25 protein-coding genes are annotated in these 25,601 nt (G+C 73.0%); 7 read left to right on the plus strand and 18 right to left on the minus strand.

Annotated features, from left to right (window positions below):
- Positions 1-102: 102 nt before the first annotated feature.
- From K329_RS24180 to K329_RS0102900, 3 genes are read right to left on the minus strand one after another with little or no spacing between them, the layout of a single operon-like run.
- A complete protein-coding gene (locus K329_RS24180) occupies positions 103-369 on the minus strand; it encodes a hypothetical protein (RefSeq protein ID WP_052336284.1) in 267 nt (88 codons plus the stop codon).
- 10 nt (positions 370-379) lie between these two features.
- On the minus strand, positions 380-1,600 hold the full coding sequence (locus tag K329_RS24185; RefSeq protein ID WP_084540939.1) for a fatty acid desaturase family protein: 1,221 nt from the start codon (positions 1,598-1,600) through the stop codon (positions 380-382).
- Between the two features lie 40 nt (positions 1,601-1,640).
- Positions 1,641-2,735, minus strand: a complete 1,095-nt coding sequence (locus K329_RS0102900) for a ferredoxin reductase (protein ID WP_028471884.1) — start codon at positions 2,733-2,735, stop codon at positions 1,641-1,643.
- 169 nt (positions 2,736-2,904) lie between these two features.
- On the opposite strand from K329_RS0102900, the gene K329_RS0102905 reads away from it, so the two are divergent.
- Positions 2,905-3,558, plus strand: coding sequence for a TetR family transcriptional regulator (locus K329_RS0102905; protein WP_028471885.1), 654 nt, complete (start codon positions 2,905-2,907; stop codon positions 3,556-3,558).
- Between the two features lie 31 nt (positions 3,559-3,589).
- Here the strand turns inward: K329_RS0102905 and K329_RS0102910 are convergent, their stop codons facing one another.
- From K329_RS0102910 to K329_RS24190, 4 genes are all read right to left on the minus strand, one after another.
- Positions 3,590-4,294 (minus strand): SDR family oxidoreductase, encoded by a 705-nt coding sequence (locus K329_RS0102910; protein ID WP_028471886.1) that lies wholly within the window; start codon positions 4,292-4,294, stop codon positions 3,590-3,592.
- Positions 4,291-5,259, minus strand: coding sequence for a zinc-binding dehydrogenase (locus K329_RS0102915; RefSeq protein ID WP_028471887.1), 969 nt, complete (start codon positions 5,257-5,259; stop codon positions 4,291-4,293). The genes K329_RS0102910 and K329_RS0102915 overlap by 4 nt, the downstream gene beginning before the upstream one ends.
- Before the next feature lie 44 nt (positions 5,260-5,303).
- A complete protein-coding gene (locus K329_RS0102920; protein WP_028471888.1) occupies positions 5,304-6,503 on the minus strand; it encodes an NAD(P)-dependent malic enzyme in 1,200 nt (399 codons plus the stop codon).
- A gap of 126 nt (positions 6,504-6,629) precedes the next feature.
- Positions 6,630-7,061: a S24 family peptidase gene (locus K329_RS24190; RefSeq protein WP_157571532.1), complete on the minus strand. Its 432-nt coding sequence runs from the start codon at positions 7,059-7,061 to the stop codon at positions 6,630-6,632.
- 47 nt (positions 7,062-7,108) lie between these two features.
- Between K329_RS24190 and sodN the strand changes: the two genes are divergently transcribed.
- The 4 genes from sodN (at position 7,109) to K329_RS0102945 (ending at position 10,244) form a co-directional block, all read left to right on the plus strand.
- Complete coding sequence (gene sodN, locus K329_RS0102930; RefSeq protein ID WP_028471889.1) at positions 7,109-7,510, plus strand: superoxide dismutase, Ni; 402 nt, start codon at positions 7,109-7,111, stop codon at positions 7,508-7,510.
- Positions 7,511-7,697: 187 nt separating this feature from the next.
- A complete protein-coding gene (locus tag K329_RS0102935) occupies positions 7,698-8,603 on the plus strand; it encodes an NADP-dependent oxidoreductase (protein ID WP_028471890.1) in 906 nt (301 codons plus the stop codon).
- A gap of 69 nt (positions 8,604-8,672) precedes the next feature.
- Positions 8,673-9,758, plus strand: coding sequence for an alkene reductase (locus K329_RS0102940; protein WP_028471891.1), 1,086 nt, complete (start codon positions 8,673-8,675; stop codon positions 9,756-9,758).
- 18 nt (positions 9,759-9,776) lie between these two features.
- On the plus strand, positions 9,777-10,244 hold the full coding sequence (locus tag K329_RS0102945; RefSeq protein WP_211225716.1) for a MarR family winged helix-turn-helix transcriptional regulator: 468 nt from the start codon (positions 9,777-9,779) through the stop codon (positions 10,242-10,244).
- A 13-nt stretch (positions 10,245-10,257) separates the two neighbouring features.
- Here K329_RS0102945 and araA read toward each other — a convergent pair whose 3' ends face one another.
- The 11 genes from araA to K329_RS24210 form a co-directional block, all read right to left on the minus strand.
- Positions 10,258-11,775, minus strand: coding sequence for an L-arabinose isomerase (gene araA, locus K329_RS0102950; RefSeq protein ID WP_028471893.1), 1,518 nt, complete (start codon positions 11,773-11,775; stop codon positions 10,258-10,260).
- A 39-nt stretch (positions 11,776-11,814) separates the two neighbouring features.
- Positions 11,815-12,492, minus strand: a complete 678-nt coding sequence (locus K329_RS0102955) for an L-ribulose-5-phosphate 4-epimerase (protein ID WP_028471894.1) — start codon at positions 12,490-12,492, stop codon at positions 11,815-11,817.
- Positions 12,489-14,192, minus strand: a complete 1,704-nt coding sequence (gene araB / locus K329_RS30655) for a ribulokinase (protein WP_028471895.1) — start codon at positions 14,190-14,192, stop codon at positions 12,489-12,491. Before araB ends, K329_RS0102955 begins: the two co-directional genes overlap by 4 nt.
- 3 nt (positions 14,193-14,195) lie before the next feature.
- Positions 14,196-15,242: a LacI family DNA-binding transcriptional regulator gene (locus tag K329_RS30660; protein WP_245596420.1), complete on the minus strand. Its 1,047-nt coding sequence runs from the start codon at positions 15,240-15,242 to the stop codon at positions 14,196-14,198.
- Positions 15,239-16,300, minus strand: coding sequence for a galactofuranose ABC transporter, permease protein YjfF (gene yjfF, locus K329_RS0102970; RefSeq protein WP_028471897.1), 1,062 nt, complete (start codon positions 16,298-16,300; stop codon positions 15,239-15,241). Before yjfF ends, K329_RS30660 begins: the two co-directional genes overlap by 4 nt.
- Complete coding sequence (locus K329_RS24195) at positions 16,297-17,400, minus strand: ABC transporter permease (protein ID WP_084540940.1); 1,104 nt, start codon at positions 17,398-17,400, stop codon at positions 16,297-16,299. The genes yjfF and K329_RS24195 overlap by 4 nt, the downstream gene beginning before the upstream one ends.
- On the minus strand, positions 17,393-19,018 hold the full coding sequence (locus K329_RS24200) for a sugar ABC transporter ATP-binding protein (protein WP_084540941.1): 1,626 nt from the start codon (positions 19,016-19,018) through the stop codon (positions 17,393-17,395). The genes K329_RS24195 and K329_RS24200 overlap by 8 nt, the downstream gene beginning before the upstream one ends.
- An 81-nt stretch (positions 19,019-19,099) precedes the next feature.
- Entirely contained in the window at positions 19,100-20,089 is a 990-nt protein-coding gene (locus K329_RS0102985) for an ABC transporter substrate-binding protein (RefSeq protein WP_028471898.1), read from the minus strand.
- 396 nt (positions 20,090-20,485) lie between these two features.
- Complete coding sequence (locus tag K329_RS24205) at positions 20,486-21,538, minus strand: aldose epimerase family protein (RefSeq protein WP_043641922.1); 1,053 nt, start codon at positions 21,536-21,538, stop codon at positions 20,486-20,488.
- A gap of 47 nt (positions 21,539-21,585) precedes the next feature.
- Positions 21,586-22,626: a LacI family DNA-binding transcriptional regulator gene (locus tag K329_RS0102995; protein WP_052336285.1), complete on the minus strand. Its 1,041-nt coding sequence runs from the start codon at positions 22,624-22,626 to the stop codon at positions 21,586-21,588.
- Between the two features lie 15 nt (positions 22,627-22,641).
- On the minus strand, positions 22,642-23,340 hold the full coding sequence (locus tag K329_RS24210; RefSeq protein WP_052336286.1) for a GntR family transcriptional regulator: 699 nt from the start codon (positions 23,338-23,340) through the stop codon (positions 22,642-22,644).
- A 149-nt stretch (positions 23,341-23,489) separates the two neighbouring features.
- On the opposite strand from K329_RS24210, the gene K329_RS0103005 reads away from it, so the two are divergent.
- Both K329_RS0103005 and K329_RS0103010 read left to right on the plus strand, forming a co-directional pair.
- Positions 23,490-24,479 (plus strand): ornithine cyclodeaminase family protein, encoded by a 990-nt coding sequence (locus tag K329_RS0103005; RefSeq protein WP_028471900.1) that lies wholly within the window; start codon positions 23,490-23,492, stop codon positions 24,477-24,479.
- A gap of 75 nt (positions 24,480-24,554) precedes the next feature.
- A complete protein-coding gene (locus K329_RS0103010; RefSeq protein ID WP_028471901.1) occupies positions 24,555-25,574 on the plus strand; it encodes a dihydrodipicolinate synthase family protein in 1,020 nt (339 codons plus the stop codon).
- Positions 25,575-25,601 lie beyond the last annotated feature (27 nt).

Here is a 25,601-nt window from a genome sequence, read left to right on the forward strand (position 1 = left end):
GGTCCCGGTGGCCGCTCGATCGCGCGACCCCGTGAGCAGTTACCCCGCGCGACCCCGTCCGAACCCCACCGGCCCGCCCCGGTTCGGGGCGGGCCGGCGTGGTCAGGCGGTCGGAGTGGTCGGGCCGGGCGGGCGACCGGGGCCGTCGTCCGTCTCGAGCTCGGAGCTGGCGCGCCGGGCGGCGTCGCGCAGCTCGAAGACCTCTGTCGCCCCGTCACCGACGGCGTGCGCCACGTCGCGCACGGCCCCCGTGACGATGGCGGCGACCCGACCGACCGTGGTGGCGGCGATCTCCACCGAGGTCTGCAGGACGTCCTTCGAGATCTCGGCCTTGCTGAGCTGGTCGCGGCTCCCGCGGTCGTCGGTCATGGATGCAGTGTCAGGCCGCGTCGGGGACGACCGCAACCGAGGGCCGGCGCGAGACGAAGCGCGTCACGAGACCGGCAGCACCCGCGAGCGTCGAGAGGCCCGGCACGTCGGACGCGCGGTCGGGCAGGGCGAAGCGGCAGATCTTGGCGGCGACGCTGAAGAGCTGCTTGCCCAGCGGGCCCGTGTGGTACTCGAGGCCGTAGCGCTCGCAGATCTCCTGGACCTCGGCGGCGACCTCCGGGTAGCGGCGGGCGGGGAGGTCCGGGAAGAGGTGGTGCTCGATCTGGTGGCTCAGGTTGCCGGTCATCAGGTGGAACAGCTTGCCGCCGGTGATATTGGCGGACCCGAGCAGCTGGCGCAGGTACCACTGGCCCCGCGACTCGTTCTCGGTCTCCTCGACGGAGAACGTCGCGACGCCCGCCGGGAAGTGGCCGCAGAAGATGATGTTGAACGCCCAGATGTTGCGCACCAGGTTCGCGGTCGCGTTGCCGGCCAGCGTGAGCGGGAAGAGCGGGCCCGTGAGCGCCGGGAACAGCAGGTAGTCCTTGAGGGCCTGGCGCTTCACCTTCCGCATGATCCCGCGGTGCAGCGCGGCGTTCTCCGAGATCTTCCGCTTGCCGGCCACGATGTTCTCGACCTCGAGGTCGTGCATCGCCACGCCCCACTCGAAGAACACCATGAGCAGGAACGCGTAGACCGGGTTGCCCAGGTAGTAGGGGTGCCACTTCTGGTCGGCGTCCATGCGCAGGATGCCGTAGCCGATGTCGCGGTCCTTGCCGACGATGTTGGTGAACGTGTGGTGGATGTAGTTGTGGCTGTACTTCCACTGCTCGGAGGGGCACACGTTGTCCCACTCGTACATGCGGGAGCTGAGGCCGGGCTCGCCCATCCAGTCGTACTGCCCGTGCATGACGTTGTGGCCGATCTCCATGTTGTCGAGGATCTTGGAGACGCTGAGCGCGGCGACCGCGAGCGGCCAGGCCGGCGGCACGTAGAACAGGGCGCGGCCGGCGACCTCGAAGGCGCGCTGGGCCTTGACGACCCGGTGGATGTAGTCCGCGTCCTCCTCGCCGAGGCTGGCGATGATGCGCTGGCGGATCGCGTCCATCTCCTCGCCGAACGCCTTCAGCTGGGACGGCGTGAGCGGGAGGTTGTCGCTGACCGGCTGCTCGCCCGGCTCGGGGGCCGGAGCGGTGCGGTCGTGGGTCTGCTCGGTGCTGAGGGCGGTCATGGTGACTCCTTCGCTGGTGGGCGGAGTGGTGGAGAGGAGGTCAGAGGTCGACGACGCAGTCGCCGACGGGGGCGGAGACGCAGATGCGGATCTCCTCGTCGGGCAGCGAGGACTCCTCGCCGGTGAGCACGTTGCGCACGGTGCCCTCGCTCTTGCGGGCCGTGCAGGAGAAGCAGATGCCCATGCGGCAGCCGAACTCCGGGGTCAGCCCGGCGGCCTCGGCCTGCTCGAGCAGCGGGGCGCCGCTGTTCGCGGCCTGGGTGCCGGCGCGGGAGAAGACGACGTCGCCCTCGGCGCTGCCGGCCTTCACCACCGGCGGCTTGAAGCGCTCGGTGCGCAGGCGGGGCGAGCCGTCGTACGCCAGCTCGACGAGCTCCATGAGGCCCGCGGGTCCGCAGACCCAGGTGTCGACCTCGCGGAAGTCCGGCACGAGCCGCGCCAGGTCGATCGCGCTGAACCGCGGGTCGCCCGCCGACTCGTGGCGGAGCACGACGCGCACGCCGTTGTCGGCGTCGGCCCAGGAGGCGAGCTCGTCGGCGAAGACCTGGTCCTCCGGGCCGCGGGCGTAGTGCAGGAAGGTCACGCGGCGGCCGACGTGGCCGTCGTACCCGTCGCGCAGCAGCGTGCGCACCATCGACATGGCCGGGGTGATGCCCGAGCCGCCGGTGATGAAGAGCAGGTGGTTGTTGGTCGGGGTGGCCGGGCTCTCCACGAGCGTGAAGTCGCCCTGCGCCTGGCTGAGGTGCACCACGAGACCGGGCTCGGCGCGCTCCACGAGGAACTTCGAGACGAGGCCCTCGCTGTGGGCGCGCACGGTGAGCGTGAACCGCTCCCCCGGCGCCGAGGCGGCCGACGAGATGGTGAAGCACCGCGTCGTACGGCGCGCGCCCGGCACCTCGACGCCCACCTGGACGTACTGGCCGGCGCGGTGGCCGCGCCACGTGGACGTGGGCTGCAGGGTGATCGTGGCGACCGGGTGCTCGCCGGTGGTCTCGCGGTGCACGTCGACCACCCGGGCCCGCACCTCGGTGGCCGCCCACATCGGGTTGACCAGCTCGAGGTAGCGGTCGACGCCGTGGGGCGAGGCCAGTGCGGCGACGGCGCGAGACTGCAGGATCGTGGTGGCGAGACCCATGGCCGAGTCCTCCCGTTCGGTCGTGACGTCACCGAACCTCGGTGAACGCTCGTACACTGAAACGATGACGCCCAGCAGTGGTCACGGTCAAGGGGGCGTGGCCGACCCCACACGACGACGGACCCGACGCCCGGAGGTCGCCCGAGGCCGGTCGCACGCTCGTGCGACGATGACCCTCGTGACGACGGCCGGCGACGACACCACGCTCACCCGCGTGGAGCGCAAGGAGCTCACCCGTCAGGCGATCCTCGCGGCAGCGCTCCGGCTCTCCTCCGACGGCAGCCTCGGGTCGCTGTCGCTGCGCCAGGTGGCCAAGGAGGTCGGCATCGTGCCGACCGCGTTCTACCGCCACTTCGCCTCGATCGAGGAGCTGGGGCTCGCCCTCGTCGACGAGGCGTTCGTGTCGCTGCGCGCCATGCTCCGCGACGTGCGCAACGCCGGCGGCGACCCGACGTTCAACGACATGATCGACAGCTCGATGCGCGTGCTGGCCGACCACGTGCGGGCGCAGCGCAGCCACTTCGCCTTCATCGCGCGCGAGAGGTTCGCGGGTCCACCCCAGGTGCGGGCCACCATCCGGCACCAGATCGAGCTGTTCGAGCGCGAGCTCGCGACCGACATCGCGCGCCTCCCGGGCACCGACGCGTGGTCGACCGAGGACCTCTACGTGCTCGCCAACCTCATCGTGGGAGCGTCGGTCTCGACCGTCGAGGAGCTCCTGTACGCCGACCGCCGGGCGGCCGAGGAGCTGGTCATCGCCCGGGCGTGCACCCAGCTGCGGATGATGCTGGTCGGCGCGCTCGGCTGGCGCTCGGCCGACTGAGACGCCCGCCGACCGGCCCGGTCGGGCGAGGTCAGCGGGGCGCGGGCTGCACGACGAGCTCGGGCACCGTGGCGCCGGCGGGCAGGTCGAGGCAGTGCACCACCGAGTCGGCGACCGTCGCGGCGCTCACCCAGTCGTCGGGGTCGTACTCCTTGCCCTCCTGGGCGTGCACGAGGGCCTGCATCGGCGTCGCCGTGCGCCCCGGGTAGACGGTGGACACACGTACACCGCGACCGCCCTCCTCCGCCCGCAGCGCGTCGGCGAGGGCGCGCAGCGCGAACTTCGAGGCGGCGTACGACGCCCAGTCGGGGTGGGCGCGTCGGCCCGCGCTCGAGTTCACCATCACCGCCGTGCCGCGGGCGGCCCGCAGCGCGGGGAGCAGCGCCCGGGTGAGCAGCATCGGGGCCGTGACGTTGACGGCGAGGGTCTGCTGCCACGAGGCGAGGTCGATGTCGCCGATCGGCGCGAGGTCGACGACCCCGGCGGCGTGCACGACGCCGTCGACCGAGGTGGGCAGTCCGGAGGCGAGCGCCTGCTCGAGCGCCTCGGGGTCGGCGAGGTCGGCCACCAGCGCCGTGCTGCCGGCGTACGCGTCCTGCAGGTCGACCGCACGCTGGTCGTCGCGCACGACGAGCACCAGCGCGTCGCCGCGGGCGTGGAGACGGTCGGCGACCGCGGCGCCGATGCCGGAGCCCGCGCCGGTCACGACGTACGTGCGTCGGGCCGGTGCGCTCATCGGGTGAGCACGATCTTGCCGAAGACGTCGCCCTCGGCGACCGCGGCGAAGCCGTCGCGGGCCTCGGTCATCGGGAGCACCCGGTCGATCAGCGGCTTCGTGCCCGTCGCGTCGAGGAACGTCACCAGCGACGCGAGCTCGTCACGGGTGCCCATCGTCGAGCCGATGACCTGCAGCTGCAGGAAGAAGATGCGCGTCAGCTCGGCGTCGTCGAGCTTCGGGCCCGAGGTGGTCCCGGAGATGACGAGCTTGCCGCCGGGGCGCAGCGAGCGGATCGAGTGCGACCACGTGGCGCGGCCGACCGTCTCCATCACGGCGTCGACCTTGACCGGCAGCCGCGCGTTGCTCTCGAACACCTCGTGGGCGCCGATCTCGAGCGCCCGGGCCCGCTTGGCCTCGTCGCGGCTCGTCGCGAGCACGCGCATGCCGCCCGCCCGGGCCAGGGTGATGAGGGCCGTGGCCACGCCGCCGCCCGCACCCTGCACCAGCACCGTGTCGCCGGCCTTGAGGCCGCCCTGGGTGAAGAGCATCCGGTACGCCGTCAGCCACGCCGTCGGCAGGCACGCGGCCTCCTCGAACGACATCGACGCCGGCTTGGGCACGACGTTGCCGCGCGGCACGACGACCTTGTCGGCGAACGTGCCCTGGTGGCGCTCCGAGAGCAGGGAACGTCGCGGGTCGAAGGTCTCGTCACCCCGCCACGACGGGTCGGAGATGACGGCGTGCACGACGACCTCGTTGCCGTCCTCGTCGTACCCGGCCGCGTCGCAGCCCAGGATCATCGGCAGCGCCTCGGACTTCAGCCCCACGCCCTTGAGCGACCACAGGTCGTGGTGGTTGAGCGAGGCGGCCTTGACGGTCACGGTCGTCCAGCCCTCGGGGACCTCGGGGTCGGGGCGCTCCCCCACCACGAGGCCGCTCAGCGGGTCGTCGGACGAGAAGCTGGCTGCGTAGACGGCGAACATGACGCCAACCTAGCCCCGGCCCGGTGGCGTGCCGAGGGGGTGTCTCAGCGGCGGGCGACGCCGTCGGCGCGCGCGGCGGCGGCCACCGCGGACGCCACGGCGGGCCCGACCCGGGGGTCGAACGGCGACGGGATGACGAGGTCCTCGCTGAGCTCGTCGCCCACCAGGTCGGCCAGCGCGGTCGCCGCGGCGAGCTTCATGCCCTCGGTGATCGCCGTGGCGTGGACGTCGAACGCACCCCGGAAGATGCCCGGGAAGGCGAGGACGTTGTTGATCTGGTTCGGGAAGTCCGAGCGACCGGTCGCGACGACGCGGGCGTACTTGTGGGCGACGTCGGGCAGCACCTCGGGCGTCGGGTTCGCGAGGCCGAAGATGATGGCCTCGGGGGCCATCGTCGCCACGACCGCCTCGTCGACGGTGCCGCCGGAGACACCGATGAACACGTCGGCGCCCACCATCACGTCGGCGAGCGTGCCCGTGCGACCCGTGCGGTCGGCCGTGAGCTCGGCGAGCGCCTTCTTCACGGGCGTGAGGTCGCCGCGCTGGGAGGTCACGACGCCCGTGCGGTCGACGACGACGAGGTCGGAGATGCCGGCCTCGAGCAGGATCTTGGTGACGGCGACGCCCGCGGCACCGGCGCCGGAGACCACGACCCGGGTGTCGGCGTGGGTGCGGCCCGTGAGGCGCAGGGCGTTCTCGAGCGCGGCGAGCACCACGACGGCGGTGCCGTGCTGGTCGTCGTGGAAGACGGGGATGTCGAGCAGCTCCTTGAGCCGGTCCTCGATCTCGAAGCAGCGGGGGGCCGAGATGTCCTCGAGGTTGATGCCGCCGAAGCTGGGCGCCAGGCGCACGACGGTCTCGATGATCTCCTCGACGTCGGTCGTGGCCAGGCAGATCGGGACGCCGTCGACGCCGCCGAAGTCCTTGAAGAGCACGGCCTTGCCCTCCATCACCGGCATCGCCGCGGCGGGGCCGATGTCGCCCAGCCCGAGCACCGCCGTGCCGTCGGTGACGACGGCGACCGTGTTCGGCACCCACGTGTAGTGCTGCGTCATCGACGGGTCGGCCGCGATGGCCTCGCAGACGCGGGCGACGCCCGGGGTGTAGGCCAGGGAGAGCTGCTCCTTGGTGTCGACGCCGACCGTCGCGCTGACCGCCATCTTGCCGCCGACGTGGAGGTCGAAGACGGGGTCGCCGGCGAAGGGGTGGCCGGGCTCAGACGGGGACGCGACGGGTGCAGACATGGGCCATCTTCTCTGGAGGGGCGGGGCGAGAACGGGCGTCAGTGTTCCACAACGGGTCGGTCCTTCCCGGTCGAGGTCCTGCGCACGGACAGCGCCGACCGAGCGGACGCTCGGTCGCGGTGGCGCCTACTCCGGCGCCCTCGGCGCCCGCCGTACGAGCCGACGCGGCCGCGGCCAGAGCCGCGCCGTCGCCACCGCGAGCACCTCCTCGTCGGCGACCGGGCCCCGGCGCCGGGAGTCGACCACCGGACCCACGGCCCCGGCGGCGGCCGCCTCCTCGTCGGTGGCGTCACCCCGCAGCCACCAGCCCGGGGAGCCGTCGAAGCGGGTACGACGCTCGACCGCCCGCTTCACCACGACGACCCCGCCCCCGAAGCGGGCCACGACGACCGCGCCGGGGCGCGGGCGGGCGCCGTACCGGAGCAGGAGCAGGTCGCCGGGGCACAGCGTGGGGAGCATGGAGGGACCGTCGACGCGGGCCGTCCCCCACCGCGGACCCCGGTTCTGCCGCTGGACCATGCGGAGTAGTCTCGCAACCACGTGGCCGTGACCAGTCATCGCAGGTCAACGGCCCGCCACCAGCCGGCTCCAGAGAGGACCCACGGATGTTCGCTCGACTGTTCGCCCCGACCATCGAGGTCTCGGCCCACTGCGACCTGCCCTGCGGCGTGTACGACCCCGCCCAGGCCCGCATCGAGGCCGAGTCGATCAAGGCCGTGATCGCCAAGGTCGCCGACAGCGACGACCCCGACTTCCGCACGCGCGCCGTGATCATCAAGGAGGAGCGCTCGGAGCTCGTCAAGCACCACCTGTGGGTGCTGTGGACGGACTACTTCAAGCCCCCGCACTTCGAGAAGTACCCCCAGCTGCACACGCTGGTCAACGAGGCCACCAAGCTCGCCGGTGCCTCGGGCACCAAGGGCTCGCTCGACGCCGAGGTGGCCGACCAGCTCCTCGCCAAGATCGACGAGATCGCCGAGATCTTCTGGGAGACCAAGAAGGCCTGACCGCCTTCGGCGTCACCCGCACCACCGACAGCGCCCCCGCCCCGTGCACCGCACGGGGCGGGGGCGCTGTCGCGTCCGAGACCCCGCGACGACGCTCCGCGCCCATTACTTGGCTAGCCACCGGATCGGGTACAGTAATTATGTGTCCGGCCACATAAGGCAGCCGGCCCTAGCCCTGGAGCACCCCATGAAGGCAATCGTGTTCGATCGGTTCGGCGGCCCCGACGTGCTGCGCGAGGCCGACGTCGACCTCCCCACGCCCGGGCCCGGTCAGGTCCGTGTGCGGGTCCGCGCAGCCGGCGTGAACCCCGTGGACGGCAAGACCCGCGCCGGTCTGATGGCCGCGCTGCGGCCGACGACGTTCCCGGCCGTTCCCGGCGGCGAGCTCGCCGGTGTGGTCGACGCCGTGGGCGAGGACGTCCGCGACCTCCGCGTGGGCGACGAGGTCCTGGGATGGTCCGACACCGGTGCGTACGCCGAGCACGCCCTGGCCACGACCGTGGTCCGCAAGCCTGCCGAGCTCTCGTGGGAGGACGCAGCCGCGCTGCCGGTGGCCACCGACACGACCGAGCGGGTCCTCGACCTGCTCGGCGTCGCGGCCGGGGAGACCGTGCTGATGCACGGCGCATCGGGCGGGGTCGGGACGCTGGCGGTCCAGCTGGCGGTCGGCCGGGGGGCACGCGTGCTGGCCACTGCCGGCCCGGGCAACCAGGAGTACCTGACCGCCCTGGGCGCCACGGCGACCACCTACGGCGACGGCCTCGTCGAGCGGGTCCGGGCCCTTGCGCCCGACGGTGTCGACGCAGTGTTCGACCTCGCCGGCAAGGGCGCGCTCGAGGACTCCGTGACCCTGCGCGGCGGCACCGACCGCATCGTCACGATCGCCGACCTCGGCGCCCAGCAGCTCGGCGTCACCTTCGCCCGCGGCGGCGCCGACCGCGCGACCGAGCGTCTCTCCGTCGTGGCGGCCGACGTCGCAGCCGGAGCACTCACCACGACCGTCACGACCTACCCCCTCCACGAGGCGGTCGCCGCCCACGAGGCCAGCGACTCCGGTCACGTGCGGGGCAAGCTCGTCCTCACCGTCGCCTGAGCACTCCCCGCTCTCGCCCACCTCTCCCTCGCCGGTCCCCGACCGGCCGCGCTCCGCGAAGGAATACCCGTGCCCGACCACACGCCCGACACCGCCCTCGACTCCCTCTGGACCCCGACCACGATCGGAGCGCTCGACCTTCCGCACCGCCTGGTCATGGCCCCCATGACCCGCGACCGCTCCACCCCCGCCGGCGTGCCGACGGGCCTCAACGCCGAGTACTACGCACAGCGTGCCTCCCACGCGCTGATCGTCACGGAGGGCACGCAGCCCAGCCCCGACGGCCAGGGCTACCTCCTCACCCCCGGCATCCACGACGACGACCAGGTCGCCGGCTGGCGCACGGTGACCGACGCGGTGCACGCAGCCGGCGGGCGCGTCGTCATCCAGCTGATGCACGTCGGCCGGATCTCCCACCCCGACAACACCCCCCACGGACGTCAGCCGGTCGCCCCGTCCGCAGTCCGGCCCGCGGGAGCGATGTTCACCGCCACGGGGCCCCAGGAGATGCCCGAGCCCCGCGAGCTGTCGACCACCGAGGTCGAGGAGACCGTCGACGACTTCCGGCGAGCAGCCGCGCGTGCCGTCGCCGCCGGCGCGGACGGTGTCGAGATCCACGCCGCGAACGGCTACCTCGTCCACCAGTTCCTCGCCGACGGCACCAACCGACGCACCGACCGCTACGGCGCCAGCATCGCGGGCCGCGTCCGGTTCGCCGTCGAGGTCGCCACCGCCGTGGCCGCCGAGATCGGCCCCGACCGCACCGGCCTGCGCATCTCTCCCGGCAACCCGTACAACGACATCACCGAGACCGACACCCACGAGCTCTACCCGGCGCTGCTCACGGCGCTGCACCCCCTCCGGCTGGCGTACCTGCACGTCATGCACGGTGGCGACGAGGCCCTGCTCGACACGCTGCGCGCGCAGTGGCCCGCGACGTTGATCCTCAACCGCGGAGGCGCCGACGTGCCCGCCCGGGCGCGCGACATCGACGCCGGCACCGCCGACCTCGTCTCCGTCGGAGCACTCGCTCTCGCCAACCCGGACCTCGTGGAGCGGTTGCGCCGCGGCGCCGATCTCAACACGCCGGACCCGGCCACCTTCTACGGTGGGGGCGCAGCCGGGTACACCGACTACCCGGCCCTCACGGACTGAATGAAGGAGACGACCCGCGTGCGCGACCTCCCCTCGACGGCCGACGGCGGCCCGCTGAGCTACGCGATCTTCCAGCTCGCCCGCGCGCACCGCTCCTACGCCGCCGCGCTGCTCCGCGACATGGACCTCCACCCCGGGCAGGAGCTGCTGCTGATGCAGCTCTTCGACCGCGACGGCCAGACCCAGTCCGAGCTGCTCGCGGGCGTCGGGCTCGACCACTCCACCGTGTCGAAGTCCCTGCGCCGCATGCAGGAGGCCGGGCTCGTGGTCCGAGAGCCCGCCGCGCACGACCGCCGGGTGGTGGTCGTGCACCTCACCGACAAGGGTCGCGCCGCCCGCGCCCCCATCACCGCGCTCTGGCGCGAGCTCGAGGAGGCGTCCACGGGCGGCCTCGGCGACGACCAGGTGACGGCGTTCGTCGCGACCGCTGACGCCGTCACCGCGGCGATCACCGACCGCGCCGGCCGCCGGCCGGGCCGGCCCTGATCGGCCGCCGTCCTCAGAGGCGCGCCGCGAGCCGGTGGTAGGCGGCGTTCCAGCGCAGCTCGCGCTGGAACGCGCGCGGCGTCGTACCCGCGTCGATGGTGACCATCTCGACCCCCGTCATCTCGGCGAAGTCCTCGAGCACCTCGACGCCGATCGCCTTCGAGAGCACGGTGTGGTGCGGGGCGCCGGCCATCAGCCAGGCCTCGGCGGAGGTCGACAGCGAGGGGCGGGGCTCCCACACGGCGCACGCCACGGGCAGCAGAGGAAGGGCCTCGTCGGGCTCGACCACGTCGATGGCGTTGACGGTGAGGCGGAACCGGTCGCCGAGGTCGGAGAGACCCGCCACGACGGCGGGGCCGGGGTCGGCCGTGAAGCGGAGGCGTACCGGGTCCTCACGGCCGCCGATGCCCAGGGGGTGGATCTCCAGCGACGGCTGCTGGGTCGTGATCGTGGGGCAGACCTCGAGCATGTGGGCGCCGAGGATCTTCTCCTCCCCCGGCACCAGGTGGTACGTGTAGTCCTCCATGAACGACGTGCCGCCCGGCAGCGTGCCCGCCATCGCCTTCGTCGCGCGCAGCAGCACGGACGTCTTCCAGTCGCCCTCGCCGCCGAAGCCGTAGCCGTCGGCCATCAGGCGCTGGACCGCGAGGCCTGGCAGCTGGCGGAGCCCGCCCAGGTCCTCGAAGTTGGTCGTGAACGCGCGGAAGCCGCCGTCCTCCAGGAAGGTGCGGATGCCCAGCTCGACCCGGGCGCCGTACCGCAGCGACTCGTGGCGCTCGGCGCCGGGCAGCAGGCTCGGGTCGACGCGGTAGGTGTCGGCGTACTCGACGACCAGCTTGTCGATCGCGTCGTCGGCCACCGCGTCGACGACGGCGACGAGGTCATTGACCCCGTAGGTGTTGACGGAGACGCCGAACCGCAGCTGGGCCTCGACCTTGTCGCCCTCGGTGACGGCCACGTCGCGCATGTTGTCGCCGAAGCGGGCCAGCTTGAGCGAGCGGACCTCGCTGCGACCGACGGCGGCCCGCGTCCAGTCGGCCACGCGCCCCGCGACGACCGGCGAGTCGACGTGGCCGGCGACGGTCTTGCGGGCGACGCCCAGGCGCGTCTGGATGAAGCCGAACTCGCGGTCGCCGTGGGCGGCCTGGTTGAGGTTCATGAAGTCCATGTCGATGGTCGACCACGGCAGCTCCATGCCGGCCTGCGTGTGCAGGTGCAGGAGGGGCTTCTGCAGCGCGTCGAGCCCGGCGATCCACATCTTGGCGGGCGAGAACGTGTGCATCCACGTGATCACGCCGACGCACTGCGGGGCGACGTTGGCCTCCAGCATCAGCCGGTGGATCGAGCCGGCGTCCAGCAGCACGGGCTTCCAGACGACCTCGACCGGCAGGTCGGCGGAGGCGGCGAGCCGCTGCGCGATGCCCTGGGACTGGGCCGCGACCTGGTCGAGGGTCTCCGGTCCGTAGAGCGCCTGGCTTCCGGTCAGGAACCAGACCTCGGGGGCGGGGACGGACGTCGACGGGGTGGTCATGGTGGTGCTCCTCGCGAGAGTGGGGGTGGGGCCGGCGCTTCAGCGCTGGCCGTAGACGTTCTGGTAGCGGTCGAAGAGGGCGTCGACCTGCGCCGGGGCCAGCGGGACCGGGTCGCCGAGCTGGCGGGCGACGTGCACCGTGCGGGCGACGTCCTCGCACATCACGGCCGCCTTGACCGCCGCGCGGGCCGTCGGGCCGATCGCGAACACGCCGTGGTTGGCCATGAGCACCGCCGGGGACCGGCTGCCGCTCAGGGTCTCGACGATCCCGCGCCCGATCGAGTCGTCGCCGATGACCGCGAACGGCCCGACGGGGATCTCGCCGCCGAACTCGTCGGCCCCCATCGTGAGCACGCACGGCACCGGCTCGCGGCGCGACGCCCAGGCCGTGGCGTACGTCGAGTGGGTGTGGACGACCCCGCCGACCTCGGGCATCGCCCGGTAGACGTAGGCCTGCGCGTCGGTGTCGGACGACGGCGCGTGCTCGCCCTCGACGACCCGGCCGTGCAGGTCGCAGACCACCATGTTCTCGGGGGTGAGGTCGTCGTACGCGACCCCGCTCGGCTTGATGACGAGCAGCTGGTGGCCGGGCACCCGGGCGGAGACGTTGCCGGCCGTCCACACGACCAGCTGGTAGCGGGTGAGCTGCTCGTGGAGCCCGCAGACCTCGCGCCGCAGCGTCGCGACGGTGGTGCGGACGTCGTCGACGACCGTCATCGCGCCACCGCCGCGGGGGTCTCGCGCGCCAGCCGCGCCTCGACGGCCGCCCGGCGGATCGCCTTGAGCCGGCGCATCGCCGGCACCGTGCGGCCGAAGTGGTCGTGGAGCGCGACGTACTCGGCGAACAGCGCGTCGTAGCGCTGCGCCCGCTCCTCGTCGGGGAGGAACACCCCGCGTCGCACCTTGCCCATGCTCTTCGCGGCGGACGGCACGTCGGGGTAGGCGCCGGCCGCGACCGCGGCGTGGATCGCCGAGCCGAGCGCCGGGCCCTGCGCCGAGTCGAGGACCGAGAGCGGCAGCCGGGTGACGTCCGCGTAGACCTGCATCAGCAGGTGGTTCCGGGCCAGCCCGCCCGCGACGATGAACTCGTCGACCGGCACGCCGCTGGAGCGGAAGGTCTCGACGATCACCCGGGTGCCGAAGGCGGTGGCCTCGAGCAGGGCGCGGTAGACGTCCTCGGGGCGGGTGGCCAGCGTCAGGCCGACCACGAGGCCCGAGAGCTGGTGGTCGACCAGCACGGAGCGGTTGCCGCTGTGCCAGTCGAGCGCGACGAGGCCGTGCTCCCCCACCTCCTGCGCGGAGGCCAGGCGGGTGAGGTGCTCGTGCACCGACTCCCCGGCGGCCTCGGCCGCGGCGACGTACGCCGGGGGCACCGCCGTGCGGACGAACCAGCCGAAGATGTCGCCGACCCCGCTCTGGCCCGCCTCGTAGCCCCAGCTGCCGGCGACGATGCCGCCGTCCACGACGCCGCACATGCCCGGCACCTCCCGCAGCACGTCGGCGCTCATCACGTGGCAGGTCGAGGTGCCCATGATCGCGACCATCTGGCCGGTGCCGGTCGCCTGCGCGGCCGGGGCGCTGACGTGGGCGTCGACGTTGCCGACCGCGACCGCGATGCCCTCGGGCAGCCCGGTCCACGCCGCGGCCTCGGCGGTGAGCCCGCCGGCGCGGTCGCCCAGCTGGCCGATGGGGTGCTCGAGCTTCTCGGGCACGAACCCCTCGAACCCGGGGGCGAGCGCGGAGAGGAACGCGGCGCTCGGGTAGGCGCCGTCCTGGCGGATGCCCTTGTAGCCCGCGGTGCACGCGTTGCGCACGTACTCCCCCGACAGCTGCCAGACGATCCAGTCGGCCGCCTCGACCCACCGCTCCATCCGGTCGTAGACCTCGCGGTCCTCCTCGTAGACCTGCAGGCCCTTCGCGAACTCCCACTCCGACGAGATCAGCCCGCCGTACCGCGGCAGCCAGGCCTCGGCCCGCTCCTCGGCGAGCCGGTTGATGCGGTCGGCCTGGGGCTGGGCGGCGTGGTGGCGCCACAGCTTCACGTAGGCGTGCGGCCGGTCCTCGAGCCCCGGGACCTCGCACAGCGGCGTCCCGTCGGCGAGCGTCGGCACCATCGTGCAGGCGGTGAAGTCGGTGGCGATGCCCACCACGTCGGCGGGGTCGACGCCGGCCGCCGCGACCGCTGCGGGCACGGCGTGCCGGAGCACCCCCCGGTAGTCCTCCGGCACCTGCAGCGCCCACTCCGGGGGCAGTGCGCGACCGCCGCCCGGCAGGCGGTCCTCGACGACCGCGTGGGGGTAGTCGAACGTCGCGGTGCCGAGCTCGGCCCCGTCGGAGACGCGCACGACGAGCGCGCGACCCGACAGGGTGCCGAAGTCGACCCCGACGACGTAGGTGGGACGTGGGCTCTCGGACACGGGCTAGATCCCTTCGGTGGAGCGGTGGGGGGTACGGCGGGGCGCCGCCGTGCTGGCGCGCACGGTCAGCTCGGGGGCGATGAGGCTCGGGGGCGCCGGGGTGCCGTCGATGGCGGCCCGGAGGATCTCGATGGCCCGCCGGCCGACGGCGCCGAAGTCCTGGCGCACGGTGGTGAGGGGCGGGATGAGGTAGGCCGCCTCGGGGATGTCGTCGAAGCCGACGACGCTGACGTCGTCGGGCACGCGACGGCCGGCCTCGTGGAGGGCCCGGAGCAGCCCGAGGGCCATCTGGTCGTTGGCGCAGAAGACGGCCGTGACCTCGGGACGCGAGGCGATCTCGAGGCCCGCCTCGTAGCCGCTGCGCGCGGACCAGTCGCCCGTCACGTGCGGCCCCGGGCGGAGGCCCGCGTCGTACATGGCGCAGCGCCAGCCGAGCAGGCGGCCGCGCGCCTCGGTCCACGAGGTCGGACCGGCCAGGTGCACGATCTCGGTGTGGCCCTGCGCGATGAGGTGGCGGGTGCCGAGGAGGGCGCCGGCGACCTGGTCGACGCCGACGGTCCAGCGCGCCCGCCGCTCGTCGCCCTCGACGACGACCACGGGGACGCCGAGGTCCTCCTGCGCCCGCGCGACCTCGAGGGCCTCGTCGGTCGCGGAGATCAGCACGATGCCCTCGACGCTCTGGTCGCGCAGGTGGTCGATCGCGTCGACCAGCTCGGTGCGCGTGAGGCTCTGCAGGTTGACCGAGCTCACGAAGTAGCCGGCCTCCCGACCCGCTGCCTGGATGGTGCGGTGGACGGTGCTCGGGCCCCAGAAGCCGCTCTTCGAGCCGATGACGCCGATGGTGGCCGACCGGCGCGTGACGAGCGCCCGGGCCGCCGTGTTGGGCCGGTAGCCCAGCTGGCGGATGGCCTCCTCGACGCGCTGCCGGGTGGCTGGTCGCAGGTTGGTCTGCCCGTTCACGACGCGCGAGACGGTCTGGTGGGAGACCCCGGCGAGCCGGGCGACGTCGGCCATCACCGGCATCCGCTGCTCGGGGCGCAGGGCCGTCACGGCTGGCGCCGCGTCATGAACCGCTGGACCACCACGAAGACGAGCACGAGCAGACCGATGCTGATGCGGGTCCACCAGGAGCTCAGCGTGCCGTCGAAGGAGATGAAGGTCTGGATGACGCCGAGGACGAGCACGCCCAGGAGCGAGCCGATCACGAAGCCGCGTCCGCCGGTCAGCAGCGTGCCGCCGATGACGACCGCGGCGATGGCGTCGAGCTCCATCCCCACCGCGTTGAGCGAGTAGCCCGAGAGCGTGTAGAGCGCGAAGAGCAGGCCCGCGAAGGCCGCGCAGAAGCCGCTGATCGCGTAGACGCCGACCTTGGTGGACGCCACCCGCAGACCCATGAGCAGGGCGGACGACTCGTTGCCGCCGATGGCGTAGACCGTGCGGCCGAAGCGGGTGCGGGCCAGCACGAGGGCGGCGATCGCCACCGTGGCCAGCGCGACGATCGAGGTCCAGCCGACGTAGTAGCCGCCCGGCAGGTCGACCGACGCGAACGCCCAGGTCTGGAAGGTCTCGTCGCTGATCGGGATCGAGTCGACGCTGATCAGGTAGCAGAGCCCGCGGGCCAGGAACATGCCGGCGAGCGTGGCGATGAACGGCTGGATGTCGAAGTAGTGGATCAGCAGGCCCATCGCGGTGCCGAGCACCGTGCCGGTCACCAGCACCGCCACCACCGTGAGGTACGGCGACCAGCCCATCTCGAGGGTCTTGGCGGCGATGACCGTCGACAGCGCGACGTTCGAGCCGACGGAGAGGTCGATGCCGCCCGTGAGGATCACGAAGGTCATGCCGACCGCGAGAACGATGAGGAAGCTGTTGTCGAGCAGCAGGCTCAGGAACACCTGCGGGTCGGCGAACCCCTCGTAGCGCGCGCCGCCGACGCTGAACATCCCGACGAACAGCGCCGCGGTCGTGATGACCGGCAGGTAGCGGCTCGAGGGCGTGTAGGTGCGGACGCGCTCCCAGGCCGACCGCGGCCGGCCCGACGGGCTGCCGGGTGCGGCGGGACCGGACGGGCCCCCGGGACCGGGTCGGGTGACGGTGGCGGTGCTCATGAGGTGGCCCCCTTCGAGTGGCGGGCGGTCAGCAGGGAGCCGATGGCCGCACGGGCCTTGGGCGACTGGAGGAGGCAGACGAGGACGACCACGACGGCCTTGAAGAGGTAGTTGGCCTCCGACGGGATCCCGATGGTCGGGATCGTGCGGGCCAGGGTCGCGATGAAGACGGCCCCGACGAGCGTGCCGGCGAGCGAGAAGCGGCCGCCGGCCAGCGACGTGCCCCCGATGACGACCGCCAGGATCGCGTCGAGCTCGATCCAGAGGCCGAGGCTGTTGGCGTTCACCGAGCTCGTGTTGGCCGCGATGATCAGGCCCGCGACCCCGGCGCAGAACCCGGCGAAGACGTAGACGGTCCAGATGATGGTGCGCGACCGGACACCGGCCAGGCGGCTGGCCTCCGGGTTGATGCCGACGGCCTCGATGAGCATGCCCAGCGCCGTACGGCGGGTCAGGACCGCGGTCAGGCCGAAGACGACGAGCGCGATGATCAGGGCGATCGGGAGCGTCAGCACGAAGCCCGACGCGAGGTCGCTGAAGGTGTCGTTGTTGACGGTCGTGATCTGCCCGTCGGTCACGAGCATCGCGAGCCCGCGGCCGGCGACCATGAGGACCAGGGTCGCGATGATCGGTTGGATCCCGAGGACCGCGACGAGGAACCCGTTCCAGAGGCCGAGCAGCACGCAGGCGGCGACGGCGGTGGTGCTCGCGATGATCGCCACGCTCGCCGCGCCCTGGTCGGCGGCACCGACGATCTGGGTGCAGGCGATGGCGCCGGCGATCGCGGCGATCGCCCCGACGGAGAGGTCGATGCCGCGGGTGGCGATGACGAGCGTCATGCCCGTCGCGACCAGCATGATCGGCGCGCTGTTGCGGAGGATGTCGATCACGCTGCCGAACAGGTGGCCGTCCTGGAGGCGCACCTCGAGGAAGCCGGGCTGGGCGGCGACGTTGACCGCCAGGAGCACGACGAGGGCGAGCACCGGCCAGAGCAGCGGGTGGGCGAGGGCGCGGGCGAGCGGGGAGGGCCGGGCGGGCCCGTCCCCCGCCGACGGCGGGGCCGACGCCGTGTCGGGCACCTTCGGCAGCGTGTCAGACATGGGCCGTCTCCTCCTCGGAGCGGGCCTCGCCCGCGATGATCTCCAGGACGTCGCTGACGCTGACGCCGTCGTTGGGCCGCTCGGCGATCTTGCGGCGGTCGCGCATCACGACCAGGCGGTCGGAGAGGCGCAGGACCTCCTCGAGCTCCGCGGAGATGAAGACCACGGACATGCCCTTGGCGGCCAGGTCGGCCACGAGGGCCTGGATCTGGGTCTTCGCCCCGATGTCGATGCCGCGGGTGGGCTCGTCGAGGATCAGCAGGTCCGGCTCGGTCACGAGCCAGCGCGCCAGCAGCACCTTCTGCTGGTTGCCGCCGGAGAGGTGGCGCATCAGCGCGTTCGGGTCGGCGGGCCGGATGTCGAGGGCCTCGATGTAGTCCGCGACGAGCCGGGTGCGGGTGGCCTGCGGGATCGGCCGGAGCCAGCCCCGGGAGGCCTGGAGGGCGAGCAGCATGTTGTCCGCCACCGTGAGGTCGGCGATCACCCCCTCCCCCTTGCGGTCCTCGCTGGAGAAGGCGATCTTGCGGTCGATGGCGTGCCGGGGGCTGCGCAGGCGGCGGCGCGAGGCCCGGACCTCGACGGAGCCGGTGTCGGCGGAGTCGGCGCCGAAGAGCAGGCGGGCGAGCTCGGTGCGTCCGGACCCGAGCAGGCCCGCGACGCCGATGACCTCCCCGTCGTACAGCTCGAGGTCGGTGGCCTCGAGGGAGCCCTTGCGGCCGAGGCCCACGGCGGTGAGCAGCGGGGTGCCACGCGTCGGCGCGGCGCTCGCGGGCTCGCGGTCGAGCTGGTCGAGCACCTCCAGGTCGCGGCCGATCATCCGCTGCACCAGCTCGAGCTGCGTCGTCCCGGCGACCATCCGCTCCTCGACCAGGCGGCCGTTGCGCAGGATCGTCATGCGGTCGGAGATCTCGTAGACCTGGTCGAGGAAGTGCGACACGAACACGATCGCGACGCCGGCCTCCCGCAGGCGGCGCATCACCTCGAAGAGCTTGGCCACCTCGTCGGAGTCGAGGCTCGACGTCGGCTCGTCGAGGATGAGCACACGGGCCTCGACGTCGACGGCCCGGGCGATCGCGACGAGCTGCTGCACGGCGATCGGGTGGTCGCCGAGGACGGAGCCCGGAGCGACGTCGAGACCGAGACGTTCCAGCGTGGCGGCCGCCTGGCGGTTCATCGCCCGGTGGTCGATCATCCCGAACCGGCGCGGCTCGCGGCCGAGCATCATGTTCTCGGCCACCGTCAGGTTCGGGACCAGGTTGACCTCCTGGTAGACGGTGCTGATGCCGGCGCCCTGGGCCGCGGCGGGCGTCGCGAAGTCCTGCTCCCGACCGCCGACCAGGATCGTGCCGGAGTCGATCGTGTACACCCCGGTCAGCGCCTTGATCAGCGTCGACTTGCCGGCGCCGTTCTCGCCCATCAGGGCGTGCACCTCACCCGGGAAGAGCCGGAGGCTGACGCCGCTGAGCGCCGCCACCGCACCGAACGTGATCGAGATGTCGCGCATCTCGACCACGGGGGTGCCCGGGTCGGGCTGCGGACCGGTCGCGGGGGTCGGGCCGTCGTCGGTCGCCTGGCCCGGCACGTCGTCGGTGGCGGGAGGAACGTCCGTCTGCGTCATCAAGGTCTCCGTGGTCGGGGAGGAAAAGAGGGGGTCGCGGACCCGGCCGGGGTCTCCGGACGGGCCCGCGACGAGCGGGGATCAGTACTCGCGGCTCTCGAGGACCTCGGCGGCCTGCTCCTGCGTGAAGGTGGTCTCCTCGGTGACGACCCGGCGCGGGACCTCCTCGCCGTCGAGCACCTGCTGGGCGAGCTCCATCAGCTGGGGACCGAGGAGGGGGTTGCACTCCACGATGAAGTTGATCTTGCCCTCGGCCAGCGCGGCCATCCCGTCGCGGACGGCGTCGACCGTGATGATCTTGATGTCCTCGCCGGGCACGAGACCGGCGGCCTCGATCGCCTCGATGGCACCGAGACCCATGTCGTCGTTGTGGGCGTAGACGACGTCGATGCCCTCCTCCGACTGCAGGAAGGCCTCCATGACCTGCTTGCCGCCGTCGCGGGTGAAGTCACCGGTCTGCGAGGCCGAGATGGAGATGCTGGGGTCGGAGGAGATGACCGACTCGAAGCCCTCCTTGCGGTCGATCGCCGGGGCGGCACCGGTCGTGCCCTGCAGCTCGACGACGTTGACGTCGCCGTCACCGTCGACGTCGGAGTCGGCGGCGTTGTCGACCAGCCACTGGCCGGCCTTCTCGCCCTCGGCGACGAAGTCGGAGCCGAGGAAGGTGACGTAGAGCGACTCGTCGTCGGTGTCGACCGCGCGGTCGGTGAGGATCACGGGGATGCCGGCGCGCTTGGCCTCCTGCAGCACCGCGTCCCAGCCGGTCTCGACGACCGGGCTGAACGAGATGATGTCGACGTCCTGCTGGATGTAGGACCGGATCGCCTTGATCTGGTTCTCCTGCTTCTGCTGCGCGTCGGAGAACTTGAGCTCGATGCCCTCGGCCTCGGCCGTGTCCTGGATGCTCGCGGAGTTGGCCGTGCGCCAGCCGCTCTCGGCGCCGACCTGGGCGAAGCCCATGGTGATCGCGCCGTCGTCACTGCCGCTGGCGCTGTCGCCGCCACCGCAGGCGGACAGGGTGCCGGCGCCCAGGGCGATCGCGCTCAGCGCGACCAGAGTCTTCTTGACCACTGTGATTCCTCCAGCTCGAACGGGCTTCGTCGCCCTGTGACCGGTGTCACTGAGTAGGAGTGTGAGCGCTAACATTCCTCCCCGTCAATCACTTCGCCGGAAATCGTCGAGAGAAATGTGAACGCTCACTTCGGGGCCCGTCCCGCCGTACGGCGCGGGCGGCCGAGCGTGCGGGACGGCACTCGTCTCCCCCGCCCCCGGCAGCACCGCGCGTGACGTGCGGCGACGTCGTCGGAGGGGCGGTGACGGACGCCCGCACCCGTGCGCGGCAGCCTGCCCGTCGCGCCGCGCGGGGGCGCGCGGAGGCCGGACGGTCAGGTGCTCCACGACGCCACGGGACCGGCGCGCACGCCGAGGGCGGGGTAGTCCGGCCGACCGGTCGGGCCGGCGATCAGGTCAGGCCGGCGAGGCCGTGAAGCGCCACTCGTGGCGAGCCAGGTAGCGCTCCCCCGGCTCCAGCACGGCGCTGGGCCACTCCGGGTGGTGGGGCGAGTCCGGGAAGAGCTGGGGCTCGAGCGCGATCCCGTCACCCTGGCGGTAGACGCCGCCGTCGACGGAGCCGAGCGTGCCGTCGAGGAAGTTGCCGGTGTAGACCTGCAGGCCCGGCTGGTCGGCGCGCAGCTCGAGCGTCGTCCGCGTGGCGGGCGCGGTCAGTCGACAGAGGGTGCGGAGGCCGTCCGCGTCGTACGGGCCGTCGATCACCAGGTTGTGGTCGATGCCCTGGGCGTCGACGACCTGAGGGTGGCCGGACCGCACGACGGAGCCGAGCCGGGTCGGCGACCGGAGGTCGAAGGGCGTGCCCACGACGGACGCATGGTCCCCGGTCGGGATGCCCTCGGCGTCGATCGGCGTGTACCGCTCCGCGAGCACGTGGAGGAGGTGGTCGTCGACCGTCCCGGCCGAGCGGCCCTCGAGGTTGAGGTAGGTGTGCTGGGTCAGGTTGACCACCGTGGTGCGGTCGGTGGTGGCGGTCAGCTCGATCGCGACCGAGTCGGCGGTGACGGTGAACCGCGCCCCGACCGTCAGCTCGCCCGGGAAGCCCTGGTCGCCGTGGGGACTGACGAGGCGGAAGGCCGCGGTGGCCTCGTCGTGGTCGACGAGCTCCCAGAGCCGACGGTCGAAGCCCTCCGGGCCGCCGTGCAGGTGGTGGCCCCGGTCGTGCGTGCCCAGCTGGTGGTCGCCGTCCGGCAGCGGCAGGTGTCCCCCGCGCACGCGGTTGGCGTAACGCCCGATCGTGCCGCCGACGTAGTCGCCCGAGGCGAGGTAGTCGACCGAGCCCGGGTGCCCGAGCGCGACGTGGCGACGCACGCCGTCACCCCCGGTGACCTCGAGGTCGTGCACGGTGGCGCCCAGGGTGAGCAGGCGGAGCACGAGACCGGGGGCCGACCCCAGCTCGACGAGGTGGACCTCGCGGCCGTCGGCGAGGTGGTCGAAGAGGGAGACGGTCACGATGTGAACGTTAACATCACGACCCTCGACCAGGCCGCCCGACGGCGTCAGGCGCGCGGCGCCGGCGCGGTCGAGCGTCGCACCACCAGGGCGGGCTCCACGAGCGTCACCGGGCCCGTGGCGTCGCCGGCGATCGCCTCCAGCGCGCGGGCCACGGCCCGCGCCCCCAGCGTCGCGAACTCCTGGCGCACCGTGGTGAGCGGGGGCCAGAAGTACGCCGCCTCGGGCACGTCGTCGAAGCCCACCACGCTGACGTCGTCCGGCACCCGACGACCGTGCTCGTGCAGCCCCGTGAGCACACCGAGCGCCATCGCGTCGTTGGCGACGAACACCGCGGACACCTCGGGGTCGCCACCGATCCTCGTCCCGGCCCGGTGCCCGCTGGGGGGCGTCCAGTCGCCCTCGATCTCCGGACCGGGCAGCAGACCGCGATCCTCGTGGGCGCGCCGCCACCCGTCCCGGCGCTGGAGGGCCTCCACCCACTGCAGCGGACCGGTCACGTGCGCGACCCGGCGGTGCCCGAGGTCGAGCAGGTGGGCCGTCGCCGCGTAGCCGCCCGCCTCCTGGTCGATCCCGACCGCGAGCGCCTCGTCGGGCCCGACGCCCTGGGTCAGCACCAGCGGGATGGGCAGGTCGAGGCCGCGCGCCGTCTCGAGCGCCCCCTCGTGGGCCACCGCGACCACGATCGCCTCGACCGCCTGGTCGAGCAGCCGGTCGACCGCCTCCCTGAGGTCACCCGGGGTGGGGTCGGAGAGCCCGACGAGCGCCAGCTCGTAGCCGGCGTCGTGCACCGCGTCCTGCATCGACGCCGCGATCATGCTGGGGCCGTAGAAGCTGAGGTGGGCGGCCACCATCCCGATCCGTCGGGAGCGGTTGGTGGCCAGGAGCCGCGCGGCACTGTTGCGGCGGTAGCCGAGGGCGGCGATCGCCGCCGTCACCCGCTCCCGGGTCGCACCCTTGACCAGCGGGGAGTCGTTGAGCACGCGCGAGACGGTCTGGTGGGAGACCCCGGCATGGGCGGCGACGTCCGCCATGCTCGGCGCCCGACCGTGGCCCCGGTCGCGCACCGGCCCGGTCTGCTCTCCCATGGACGGCATCGTAGGTCAGCGGTCGTCGGCACCCGCGTCACGGAGGACCACGTCGAGGACCGATCCGGGCGTGACCTCGAAGTCGTCGGGCACCATCATCCGGAACGTGCCGACGACGTGCTCGCGCGTGGCCGCGACCGCCGCCTCGACATCCCCCGCCACGCACGCCTCGAGGATCGCGGCGTGGTCGGCCAGGGCCCGCCCGCGCCGTACGTCGAAGTGCAGGCGCATCCGCTCGGCCCGGTCCGCGAGGTCGGCGACGATGCGCTCGAGCGCCGGCGAGCCCGCCGCCCGGTAGAGCGTCAGGTGGAACTCGCGGTTGAGCGCCCGGAAGGCGTGCTGTGCGTCGGGGCCCGCGACGGCTGCGACGAGCGCGTCGTGCAGGCGGCACATCTCCCCGAGGGTGGCGGCGTCGAGGCGGGGCACGGCCGCCCTCGCGGCGAGCGTCTCCAGCTCGACCCGCAGGGCGGTCACCTCCTGGGCCGCGGCGAGGTCGATGGCCGTGACCACGACCCCGCGGTAGGGCAGCCGCTCGACCAGGCCGAGGGCGTCCAGCCGCAGGATCGCCTCACGCACGGGCGTGCGGCTCACGCCGAGCGATTCCGCCACCTGGGTCGGGTCGACACGGTCCCCCGGCGCCAGGTCGCCCGTGACGATCCGGTCGTGCAGACGCTCGAAGACCTCGTCGGCGACGCGTCGGTGGATGCCGGCCATCGTCCCAGCCTAGGGCGGCGCGGCCCCCGGGCCGGGGCCCCGACGACCTCCGGTCGTGATGCCAGGCATCCGTCCTGCGACGTTCCGTGTCCAATATCCAATGTCTAGCGTCCAGGCGACGGTGATCGCGACGACAAAGGAGAACCCGCATGACCCTGGTCCTGGACGACGAGACGGTGCGGGGCGTGTTCGAGTGGCGCGGGGCGGTCGACGCGCTGCGCACGGCGTACGGCGCGAGCGCCACCGGGGACCGGTTCCCGCCGCGACGGATGGCACGCGGCGACCACGGGTGGCTCCGCACCCTCGGCGGAGTGCCCGCGGGCGACGCCCTCATGGGCGTGAAGGCGATCGCCGCGTCGCCGGCCCACGGCCGCGTGTCCTACCTGGTGGCGCTGTTCGACCAGCGCAGCGCGCACCTGGTGGCCCTCCTCGACGGCCACTCGCTGACGGCGTTCCGCACCGCCGCCACCACCGCCCTCGCGGCCGACGTGCTGGCCCCCTCGGGCCCGCTGGACGTCGCGGTCATCGGGTCCGGGTTCGAGGCCCGCACCCACGTGCGGGCGCTCGCGGCGGTGCGGGGGCTGGGCGCGGTCCGGGTCCACAGCCCCCGACCGGAGAGCCGGGCCCGGTTCGTCGACGAGCTGGGCGACCTGCCGACGTCGGTCACGGCCACGGACAGCGCGGCCGACGCCGTGGCGGGCGCGACCCTCGTGCTCTGCGCAGCCCGCTCGCGCGACGAGACCCCGACCCTGCGCGGCGAGTGGCTGGCCCCCGGCACGACGGTGCTGTCCATCGGCTCGACCCTCCCGGAGCAGCGCGAGGTCGACGAGGCCGTCGTGGCCCGCGCCGACCTGCTGGTCGCGGACGTCGTGGAGGAGGTGCTCGAGGAGACCGGCGACCTGATCGCCGCACGACGCGCGGGGATCGACCCGGCCTCGCGGACCGTCAGCCTCGCCGACGTCGTCAGCGGCGCCCGACCCGGTCGGACGGACCCAGAGCAGGTCGTCCTCTACAAGTCGGTCGGCTCCGCGGTGCAGGACCTCGCGATCGCCGAGATGTGCGTGCGCGCCGCCCGGGAGCAGGGACGCGGCGCCCGGCTCCCGCTGGCGGTCCGACCCGTCGACAAGACGTCGCGCTGACCCCCGACGGTCCGACCCGACCCACCGACCCGACCCACCGAACCCCACCGAACCGACCCACCCGGAGGAGCACCCATGCCCGCCTACACCCGCACCGAGGCCCGCGAGTGGGCCCGCGAGAAGCTCGTCGGCGCCATCAGCTGCACGATCCCGTCGTTCACGGCCGACCTGCGGGGCGTCAACGAGGCGGCCGTCCGGCACGACGTCCGGCTCGCGAAGGCCCACGGGTTCGTCGGCACCCTCGGCGTCTCCGAGGTCGCCATCACGCTGCCCGAGTACCTGGACTTCCTCCGCATCGTGCGCGACGAGGCGGGGGACGACCTCGTGGTCGTGCACCACGGCAGCTGGAGCGACCTCGAGCAGAACCTCGAGGCCGTGCGCGGCGCCGAGGCGGCCGGCGCCGACCTGGTGCTGCTGTCCTACCCGCCGAGCTTCTACCCGGAGACGGAGCAGGAGGTCTACGACTACACCAGGGCCTACTGCGACGCGACCGACCTGGCGGTCATCCTCTTCCCGATGTTCCTCTGGAACTTCAGCTCGCGCATCCACCCGTCGGACATCCCCGCGCGCCTCGTGCGTCGCCTGCTCGACGACTGCCCCAACATCGCCGTCATCAAGGCGGAGGGCGGCTTCCCCAGCATCATGAGCATCATCGAGTGCCACCGCCTGTTCGGCGACGAGGTCGTCATCTCGTGCCCCATCGAAGCGGAGCTCATCCCGCTCGCGCAGGTGATGCCGCTCCAGCTCTCGGCCACGAGCGACCACGAGTACTACGGCCCCACGATCCCGCGGGTGATGGAGATGCTGCGGACGGGCCGGTACGACGAGGCCACCGCGACGTACTGGCAGATGCACCCCGCCCGGAAGACCAAGGCGGGCCTCGCCGCCCAGCTCCACGGGGGTGCGTTCATCAACCGCCAGGCCTGGAAGTTCCAGGCGTGGCTGCAGGGCTACAACGGCGGCCCCCTGCGCCAGCCCACCCAGCGCATCCACGACCACCAGATGCACGCCCTGCGCAAGGGGCTGCTCGACGCCGGCCTGGAGCCGAGCACCGACCCGTTCCGCGACTTCTTCGTCGGTCGAGTGCCCGGCTGAGCGCTGGCGGGCGCGGGGCTCCGGCGG

It is taken from the genome of Nocardioides alkalitolerans DSM 16699, from assembly GCF_000426525.1.
Taxonomy (GTDB): Bacteria; Actinomycetota; Actinomycetes; order Propionibacteriales; family Nocardioidaceae; genus Nocardioides; species Nocardioides alkalitolerans.